The organism is Phenylobacterium sp., assembly GCF_044371015.1.
GTDB lineage: Bacteria > Pseudomonadota > Alphaproteobacteria > Caulobacterales > Caulobacteraceae > Phenylobacterium.
The window spans coordinates 1-8,749 of record NZ_JBILUK010000126.1; the positions used below are offsets into that span (position 1 = coordinate 1).

Genomic DNA, 8,749 nt, shown 5'->3' on the forward strand with positions numbered 1-8,749 from the left:
GAGATTCAGGAAGATCGCCGCGGCCACGGCGGCGAGGCCCGCGGCGACGCCCAGGATGGCGGCCAGTCGACCGACTCCGAACCCCCGCACCATCGCCGCAAACTGGTTCAAGACCGATGCGCCCTTCCACCCCCAGGCGGCGCGCGAAGATCCGCGCCTAACCCCTGGCTAGGCAGGAATTTCCCAGTGCTTGGTTAAGACCGAGTTTAGGCGGACGTCGTCGCTAACGACTCCAGGGCTCGAGGGCTCCGGCGAGGCCAAGGAAGACTGTGAAGCCGACATAGATCACAGCCGTGACGGTGAACGCCAGTTTGCGCCGTATCGGCCAGGAATCGACCCGCCGCCCGCCGCTCCAGACCGCCGGCAGCGCGGCGATCGCCAGAATGTTCATGGCCGACGCCACCAATGCGCAGGCCGAAGCCGTCACAAGGAGGGGGTCGGGCCAGCCGTACATCACCGTCGCCACGTCGGCGGCGTTGGCTCCGAAGAGCGCGAAACTGACGAGGGCAGCCAGCCAGAGGCCGGCCTGAAGAGTCTGGACCAGGGAGGCGCGGGCCTGGATCGGGTTTTGACGCAGCTCGCGCCGGTTGCGCAACGCAAGTCCCGCCAGGGTGGCCAGCGACGCGAGGCCGGTCATGGCGGCGATCGTGGCCAGGATATCCAACCGCTCGACGACGCCAGCGCGGCGGAACGTCATCAGGTTCGTGCTGTCGCGAAACGCGACGGCCCGTCCATTCTCCATCTGGAAGTCGATGCGCCGATCCCCGATCACCGAGAGAAAGCGCCCCGTCGCCGGGTCGCCCTCGGGGACGAACGCACGGATCGCGCCGCCCTCGCCCAAGAGGAGGCGACCATCAGGGGTGACTGCGACGTCATTGGCGCTGGCGAACAGCCCGACAAAGCCTTCGAGACCGCCCCGCGCACGCCGGGTTGCGATGTAGCCGCCGGTGAAGTCCGACTTGATCGCCGTCAGTTGCTGTGAGGAAGGGCGTGGGAATCCCTCGGCCTTGCCCGTGACCTGCCGGACAACAGCCTCCGGCAAGGCTGCGGCCAGGCTCATGCCGGCTGGGCTGTTGGTGGTGACAAAGACGCCCAAGTCTAGAGCGGGAACGACCACGAGAGCGGTGTGGAAGGCGATGGTCGCCCCGCCGTGACCATATCCGTTCAACCCGCCGGGCAGAGGGTAGACCATGAACCCATGCGCCCAGCCGTTGATCCCCGGCGGAGTCTGGCGGAGCGGGTGCTCGAAAGCCCGCGCGGCGCGCGGACCGTAGATGGTCACGCCGCTCGAGGTTCCATCGCCCAGCAGCATCAGCATGTAGCGCGCCATATCGCCCGCGGTGGACGAGGCTGATCCGGCCGGTCCGATCTGGCCGATGAATTCATAGTCTGTGGCGACGAAGCCGCCCGCCCGCCAGGCGAAGCCCTCGGCGACATGCGGGCGGAGGCGCGCCGGCATCGGCGCGGGCAGGCCCAACCGCTCAGGCCGCGGCTCACGGAAGGTCGTGTGCGACATGCCCAGCGGCGCCAGGATCTCGTCCTCGACCCGCCGCTCGAACGTGCGTCCGCCGAGCCTGGCCAGCGCCGAGCCCGCCAGCGCAACGCCGTAGTTGGAGTAGCTCGAGACGCGGCCGGGCGGGCGGACGATGTCCGGGCGCTCCTGGCGGAGGTAGAGGTCGAGCGGCCGCACGCGCCGGGCTTCGCGCTCAAACAGCTGGCCAAGCGCGCGATCCTCGAAACCCGGCGTGTGGTCCATCAGGTCCCGCACTCGGATGGCGCCGCCGTCGCCCGGCAAACGCACCCGCTCCGGCAGGTAGCGATTGATCGGCGCATCAAGCCGCATCCGGCCCGCCTCGATCTCGCGCATCACCAGGATCCAGGTGAACGTCTTGGAGACGGACCCGATGCGGAACAACGTCCGGTCCGGGTCGACGGCGCGACGTGGAGTGAGGGAGGCGAAGCCGTAACCCTTGTTCACGACGACCCGCCCGCCCTGGACGATGGAGACCGCCGCGCCGGCGACCTTGTCCCGCGACATAGCGTCGCGCATCCAGCCGTCGACGAAGGCTTCCAGCGCCCCGTCAGGGGGCGTTGCGAGGGCCGTCTGCGGCGCCTGTGGGGGTGGCGCGAGCTGGGCGAGAACGGGGGTTCCGCCGAGGAGAAAGGCCCCCGCGAGCATGGGAGCAAGGCGGTGGAGGAACGTCATGCCTCCTTTGATCACAACCCGCCTTTCAAGTCGCCCCCGGGCGCTCGCCTGCCGAGGGAGTCCTCTGGTGCGGCGGCTGGAAGCGGCTATGTAGCGGCGAGGTTCGCGTCGGAGTCGGGGATGCGCTTCAAGACCATACTGCTGTCGCTGGCGGCGTCGACCATCGCGGTCGGCTCGGCCGAGGCTGCGCGGTTCCAGAACGGCGGCTTCGAGGATGGGTTTGACGGGTTCGCCGGCTGGACGATGGATCCGGGGCTGGTGCAGAATCCTGGGGTTTTCGTGCACCGCGACGAACTGAACGTTCCGACCGTCTTCGACCCCGTGAACGGCTTCTACATGGCGTCGCTTCAAGCCGATCTGGCCGACGACCCGGTGATGCTGAGCCAGACCTTCGACACGGTCGGCGGCAACTTCTCGGGCTGGGTCGCGTTCCTCGGTCAGGACGACAGAGCCGACTTCGGCTTCGTGCGCATCATGAGCGGCGGACTGGAGGTCGAGCGACTGTTCGACGCCGGAATCGCGGGACTCGGCGCCTACAACTACACACCCTGGACGAAGTTCAGCACCACCCTGGCGGCCGGGACCTATACGATCGAAGCGGCGATCGTGAACGTCGGGGATGGGTTCAATCCCAGCTTCCTGCTGCTCGACGACCTGCGCATGACCAACGTGCCGGAGCCTTCGACCTGGGCGATGATGCTGCTGGGCTTCGGCGCGGCGGGCGCCCTGATCCGGCGGCGCCGGGGTCAGTTTGAGCGGGCGAACGCGTAGAGCGGCAGCATCGGGCGGAGTTCACCGCCGATCCAGAGCTGGGGTTCTGAAGGCGGACTCACCCTTTCCGTGATTTCGCGCGCCCGCACGCACTCACGCACGGCGCCGGCCAGGCCGCCAAAGTCCCGCGAGCCCGGCATCGACGACAGGAAGCACTCGTCGAAGAAGGGATACTTGTTGTCCTGCCCGCAACCGAAAGAGGTGCGATCAGGCCTGGCGGCGGTCAGCACCATGCGGTTCGGTTTGGCGAGCGATGGCACGAAGACGCCGGAGAAGCAGGCGGAGATCACCACCACCGTCGGGCGACTGCCGCAGGCGCGATCCAGCATCTCGCCGAGGATGCCCGGTCGCAGGATGCCCTGGTCCACCTGCGCGCCCTCCGGCAGACCGTGGCTGGTCAGATAGAACAGGCAGCCGCCGGCCGCCTTGGCGGCGAGTTCGCTCATCGCGCCATAGATGCCGCGCGGCTCAGCCTTGTCGGGTTTGGTGTCCGGATAGCGTTCCGGCCGGACCGAGAACTGGCGGATGTTGACGGGCTGGAAGCCCACGCGGGCCAGCGCCTGGGTCACGTCCCGGCGGGCGTTGTCGAAGCCTTCCGTGGGCCCGCCGTCGGCGGCGTGCCAGTCGCCGGCCACGACCACGGCCGACCAGTCGGCGAACGCGCCGGCCGCCTGCGAAGGCCCCGAGGCGAACGCCAGGGCCGCGGCGGTGATCAAAGCGGTAAGCGGCCGCCGCACCGGACGTTACTTGTAGCGGGTGAACGGCGTCGGGATCGCCGTACCGGTCGCCTTGGCCAGAAGGCGACCCTCGGCGTCGTAGAGTTCGCCCTCGGTGAAGGCGACCTGGCGGCCCCAACGCACCACCTTGCCGACGCCCTTCAGCTTGCCGGGCTGTGCGGGACGGAAGAAGCTGGTCTTCATCTCCAGTGTCGGCGCCACCGCAGTCATGCCCGAGGCGACCATGCAGGCCACGCTCATGCACTCATCCAGCATGGCGCAGAGATAGCCGCCCTGGATCTGCTTCATCGGGTTGAGCAGCAGTTCGGCGCGGGCCTCAAACTCGACCTCGACCATCTTCTCAGCCTGGTTCACCGAAACCATGCGGAAGCCAAGCGTCTGCGAGCCGGTGGGCTGGTTCTTGGTGCGGAGGAACCGCTCAAGGATCGCCTCGTCGGTCAGCGTTACGGGCGTGTCGCTCGCCACGTCGGTCATCCGGCGCTCACTACTTCTTGCGGAACTGGTCAAGGGAGACGACCGTGGCCGGGCTCTTGGCCGCCGGCGGAGCGGCCTTGGCGGCGGGCTCTTCCACGGGTGCGATACGGGCCTCCGGCGGAGCCGAAGGCGGCGCCTCGAACTGCAGCAGGAACTGCACCGAGGGGTCGTAGAAACGGGTGATCGCCGCATACGGCACGCTCAGCCGCTTCGGCTGCCCGCCGAACTGCAACGTCACGGAGAAGAAGGTCTCACCCGGCGCAAGGTCCCAGTACTGGTGCTGGAGTACGATGGTCATCTCATCGGGGTACTTCGACAGCAGGTCGTTGGGGCCCGAGACGCCCGCCGCATCGGTCTTGAAGGTGATGTAGAAGTGGTGCGAACCGGGCAGGCCTTCGGGCGCGGCGGCGCGCTTCAGCGCGGCCTTGGCCACGCCGCGCAGCGCGTCCTGGGCCATCGCCTCGTAGTTCATAAGATCCTGGACCGGCGGATCCTGGGCCATGCGCGCTCCCGCTGTGCTGGCGGCGACGTTAGCGGCTGACGGCGCGGGCGCAAGGGGCGGGCGTGCGGAGTTCGAGAGAGTGGGGGGCTTCTGGCGCCAGGCGCCCGCAAGTTCTTGACTGAAGGAAGGGGGGCGCCGTCGGGCGTCTGTGAGAGTGGGGGGCTTCTGTTGCCAGGCGCCCCCCGGGCCCCGCCTAAGGATCTGAACCCCTAGGACTTAGGTCGGATGTCACCGAACCGCATTACGCGGCGAGGCGGACTTCCTCAGCGAAGTTATCGTTCGCATTTGGATTAAGACCCGGAACGGTGGGTCAGGCCGAGAGAAAGCAACGCCTTTACACGTCTGTCGATGCTGATCGGCCCCATGCTCCCCGGCGATAACCCGGAAGGAAATTGGTGGAGCCGCCGGGAATCGCACCCGGGTCCAGTCCGCTTATTGCACGCGCGTTTATCTCCATAGCAGGGCGAACCCGGCTCCTAAGATATAGGCCTTCAGGCTCAAGAAGAGAAGAACGACCGCTCGCGCTTCGCAGACGGCGTGCCGATTTCGCCATTGGCCGCGCCGCCTTCGTGAGCGGATTCATCGGGTCGGAGGTCTCGCGGCTAGGCTCTGGCGCATCGAAAGACGCACCGGAGCCTGCCCATGAAAACCTTCGCCCACGCCATTCGGCCGCTGGCCAACGACCTGTTCTCCAGCCTGCTGTTCGCGGGCCTGCTGGCCTCTGGGGTCGACGCTCAGACCGCGACCCTGATCGCCATGGGCGTGGGCCTGGCCCATGTGTGGCTGTGGCTGATGCTGCGCAAACCCATCGCGGCGCTGCAGTGGGCGAGCCTGGGCCTGGTGCTGGTGTTCGGAACGGCCGGCCTGTTCCTGCACGACCCTCGCTTCCTGATGGCCAAGCCGACCGTGATCTACCTGATCCTGGCCGTGGTGATGCTGAAGCGGGGCTGGATGCTGCGCTACCTCCCGCCGATCGCGGCGGGCAGGGGCGAGGGGCTGATGGTCGCCTACGGCTATGCGTGGGCCGGCCTGATGGCGCTGACCGCAGCGGCCAACCTGGCCATTGCGATCCTGGCGCCGGCCTATTGGCCGCTGTTCAAGGCGGTGTGGCCGATAGGCTCCAAGCTCGCCCTGTTCGCCATGCAGTACGCCCACATCCGGGCCCGCACGATCCGTCAGATGCGCGCCGGGATGGCTCCCGCCGCCTGACGCGCTCAGTCCGCAGAGGATCCGTCGGCCGCAGGGCCGCGCTGTAGGGACAGCACGCCGGTGCGCGACACCTCGGTCAGGCCCAGCGGCCGCATCAGGTCGACGAACTTGTCGATCTTGGTCGAGGCCCCGGTCAATTCGAAGACGAAGCTCTCGTGGGTGGTGTCGACCACCTTGGCGCGGAATATGTCGGAGACCCGCAGCGCCTCGACCCGGTCGGTCCCCGTCCCGCGCACCTTGACCAGCGCCAGCTCGCGCTCGATGCCGTTGGGGTCGCGGGTGACGTCCTGGACGGTGCGCGTCGAGACCATCTTCTGCAGCTGCGCCTCGATCTGGCCCAGAACCTGGGGCGTGCCCCGGGTGACGATGGTGATGCGGCTGGTGTGCGCGCTGGCGTCGGTCTCGGCCACGGTCAGGCTGTCGATATTGTAGCCGCGCGCGGCGAACAGACCGACGACGCGGTGCAACACGCCCGGCTCGTTATCCACCAGCACCGCGAACGTCGCGCGGCTCTCCTCTTCCTTGGCGCGGTTGAGGTCGTAGACGGAGGCGGGCTGGGGGGCGGGCTGGACAGGGTCGGTCATGGTCGCTCAGGTGTCATACGATGCGCGGCGCGGCAAGCGCCCGGCGAGGGAGAAACTCATGGACCTCAACCTCAAGGACCGCACGGTGCTGATCACCGGCGCTTCGAAGGGCATCGGCGCTGCGGCGGCCGAGGTGTTTGCGGAGGAGGGGTGCCACCTGATCCTGGCGGCGCGGGACGGCGCGGCGCTGGCGGCCCTGGCCGGGCGACTGGCGGCCGCGCATGGAATCAAGGCGCAGGCGGTTCCCACCGATCTGCGTGATGCGGACCAGCTCGCCGCCCTGGCGGAGGCGGGACGCGAGGCCGATATCCTGATCAATAACGCCGGCGACATTCCCCAAGGCACGCTGGAGGCGGTGGACGAGGCGGCCTGGCGCCACGCCTGGGAGCTGAAGGTGTTCGGCTTCATCAACCTGACCCGCGCCGTCTACGCCCACATGAAGGCGCGGGGCCGGGGCGTGATCGTCAACGACATCGGCGCGGCCGGCGAGCGGATGGACGCCAACTACATCACCGGCTCCACCGGCAATGCGGCGCTCTATGCCTTCACCCGGGCGCTGGGCGGCCGCTCGATGCGCGACGGCGTGCGGGTGCTGGCGGTGAGCCCGGGGCCGGTGGAGACCGACCGGCTGATCGCACGCCTCAAGGCCGCCGCCGCGCGCCGCCACGGCGACGAAGGCCGCTGGCGCGAGTTCCTGTCCGACTATCCGGAGGGCCGGGCGGCCGCGCCGCGCGAGATCGCCGAGGCGATGGCGTTCCTGGCCTCCGACCGCTCGGGCTATACCTCCGGCGTGGTGCTGACCATCGATGGCGGGCTTTCCGCCCGGCCGGGGTCGCCGACCTGACAGGCTGCGCTCGGGAGGCTATCGCAATACCCGGACAATCTGGCGGCTGATCGATCAGGAGCGGTTCCTTTCCTGAGGCATTGCGCAGCGGGGGGCGAGGCGGGCAACATCCCCCCATGTCCTCCCTCCACATGTCCGCGAGCCTCGCGCGGCGTCTCGGCGTCGAGACGGGCGATGCGGCGTTTCGCCATGAGCTTCTGGAAGAGCAGGCGGCGTCGCTGGGCCGCGCCGGACGCAAGGTGGAGGCCGCGCTGGCGGCGTTGGCGTCGCATCCCGGCGGCGAGGGGCGGCCGGCGGTTTTGAAGGCGGCGACCGACGCGGTCTGGGCGTTTCTGGTCCAGCGCGAGGTGATGGGGCTCCGCGACCGCAACGCGGTGGTCGCGCAGTATGGCATCCCGCGCGAAGTGATGGTCCGGCTGGGCGCGCGATAGGGCCGGCCGCCGCCTGCCGGGGCTTGGCGCCGGCTCATGGGCGGGGTTGAGTGCGCGCCACTCAATGGACGGGGATTCTCCATGGCGATCAGCCTCTACGACATCAGCGTACGTTCGTTCCTGCAGACCCTGGGCGGGGTGGCGGGCTATCTGGAGAAGGCCAAGGGGCATCTGGGCGAGGGCGCAGAGGCGGCGCTCGACGCGCGGCTGCACGCCGACATGTGGCCGCTGCGCGCCCAGGTGATCTCGGTGGAGCACCATTCGCGTGGCGCCATTGCGGGGGTCCAGGCCGGCGTGTTCCGGCCGCCGAACTTCAACGCCGAATACGACTATGCGGGCCTTCAGGCGCTGATCGCCGGCGCGATCGCCGAGTTGAAGGCGCTGACGCCTGAGGCGGTGAACGCTCTGGAGGGCAAGGACATGGTCTTCGAGCTGGGTCCGCGGCAGATGCCGTTCGTGTCGCACGACTTCCTGCAGTCGTTCTCGCTGCCGAACTTCCATTTCCACGCCACCACAGCTTACGGGATCCTGCGCCACGTCGGCGTGCCGCTGGGCAAGCGCGACTATCTGGGCGCCATGCGGATCAAGGCCTGAGGCGAGCGGCATGCAGCTGATCGGTCAGTACGATTCGCCTTTCGTGCGGCGGGTGGCCATCGCGCTTCGGCTCTACGGCCTGGCGTTCGAGCACCTGCCTTGGTCGGCGTTCGGCGACGCCGAGCGGATCGGGGCGGTCAGTCCGCTACGGCGGGTGCCGGTGCTCGTGATGGACGATGGCGTGGCCCTGACCGACAGCTGGGCCATCCTCGATGCGCTGGACCAGATCGTCGGGCCCGACCGGGCGCTGATCGCGGCCTTCGGTCCGGAAAGGCGCGAGGCCATGCGGCTCACAGCCCTTGCGGCGGGGGCGTGCGACAAGGCGGTGGCGCTGGTCTACGAGGGCGCGCTCCGGGATGCGCCGTTGGCCGTGTGGGTCGAGCGTTGTCGCGCCCAG

General features: G+C 68.7%; 11 protein-coding genes and 1 other RNA gene. 6 read left to right on the forward strand and 6 right to left on the reverse strand.

What is annotated here, in order from left to right; genetic code table 11:
* Nucleotides 1-223: 223 nt before the first annotated feature.
* The gene (locus tag ACIQ3R_RS11385; protein ID WP_397418543.1) at nt 224-2,206 is read right to left on the reverse strand and encodes a serine hydrolase domain-containing protein; all 1,983 of its coding nucleotides are present in this window, start codon (nt 2,204-2,206) and stop codon (nt 224-226) included.
* 120 nt (nt 2,207-2,326) lie between these two features.
* Here ACIQ3R_RS11385 and ACIQ3R_RS11390 point away from each other — a divergent pair, with 120 nt between their 5' ends.
* Nucleotides 2,327-2,977 (forward strand): PEPxxWA-CTERM sorting domain-containing protein, encoded by a 651-nt coding sequence (locus ACIQ3R_RS11390; protein WP_397418545.1) that lies wholly within the window; start codon nt 2,327-2,329, stop codon nt 2,975-2,977.
* Here the strand turns inward: ACIQ3R_RS11390 and ACIQ3R_RS11395 are convergent.
* The 4 genes from ACIQ3R_RS11395 to ssrA form a co-directional block, all read right to left on the reverse strand.
* Nucleotides 2,953-3,714 (reverse strand): C13 family peptidase, encoded by a 762-nt coding sequence (locus tag ACIQ3R_RS11395; protein WP_397418547.1) that lies wholly within the window; start codon nt 3,712-3,714, stop codon nt 2,953-2,955. The genes ACIQ3R_RS11390 and ACIQ3R_RS11395 overlap by 25 nt on opposite strands.
* Nucleotides 3,715-3,720: 6 nt before the next feature.
* Nucleotides 3,721-4,188, reverse strand: coding sequence for a PaaI family thioesterase (locus ACIQ3R_RS11400; RefSeq protein ID WP_397418549.1), 468 nt, complete (start codon nt 4,186-4,188; stop codon nt 3,721-3,723).
* 10 nt (nt 4,189-4,198) lie between these two features.
* On the reverse strand, nt 4,199-4,690 hold the full coding sequence (locus ACIQ3R_RS11405) for an SspB family protein (RefSeq protein ID WP_397418551.1): 492 nt from the start codon (nt 4,688-4,690) through the stop codon (nt 4,199-4,201).
* Between the two features lie 153 nt (nt 4,691-4,843).
* Nucleotides 4,844-5,203, reverse strand: a transfer-messenger RNA (tmRNA) gene (gene ssrA / locus ACIQ3R_RS11410).
* A gap of 129 nt (nt 5,204-5,332) precedes the next feature.
* Here ssrA and ACIQ3R_RS11415 point away from each other — a divergent pair.
* Nucleotides 5,333-5,899 carry a septation protein IspZ gene (locus tag ACIQ3R_RS11415; RefSeq protein WP_397418553.1) on the forward strand — a complete coding sequence of 189 codons (567 nt, stop codon included), beginning with the start codon at nt 5,333-5,335 and terminating at the stop codon, nt 5,897-5,899.
* 5 nt (nt 5,900-5,904) lie between these two features.
* Here the strand turns inward: ACIQ3R_RS11415 and ilvN are convergent, their stop codons facing one another.
* Entirely contained in the window at nt 5,905-6,483 is a 579-nt protein-coding gene (gene ilvN / locus ACIQ3R_RS11420; protein WP_397418555.1) for an acetolactate synthase small subunit, read from the reverse strand.
* A 58-nt stretch (nt 6,484-6,541) separates the two neighbouring features.
* Here ilvN and ACIQ3R_RS11425 point away from each other — a divergent pair, with 58 nt between their 5' ends.
* From ACIQ3R_RS11425 to ACIQ3R_RS11440, 4 genes are all read left to right on the forward strand, one after another.
* Nucleotides 6,542-7,327, forward strand: coding sequence for a short-chain dehydrogenase/reductase (locus ACIQ3R_RS11425; RefSeq protein WP_397418557.1), 786 nt, complete (start codon nt 6,542-6,544; stop codon nt 7,325-7,327).
* Nucleotides 7,328-7,443: 116 nt separating this feature from the next.
* Nucleotides 7,444-7,758, forward strand: a complete 315-nt coding sequence (locus tag ACIQ3R_RS11430; protein ID WP_397418559.1) for a DUF6665 family protein — start codon at nt 7,444-7,446, stop codon at nt 7,756-7,758.
* Nucleotides 7,759-7,839: 81 nt separating this feature from the next.
* Nucleotides 7,840-8,352 carry a DUF1993 family protein gene (locus ACIQ3R_RS11435; RefSeq protein WP_397418561.1) on the forward strand — a complete coding sequence of 171 codons (513 nt, stop codon included), beginning with the start codon at nt 7,840-7,842 and terminating at the stop codon, nt 8,350-8,352.
* 10 nt (nt 8,353-8,362) lie between these two features.
* Nucleotides 8,363-8,749 (forward strand): glutathione S-transferase family protein (locus ACIQ3R_RS11440; RefSeq protein WP_397418563.1); only part of this gene is annotated, 387 nt, incomplete at its 3' end.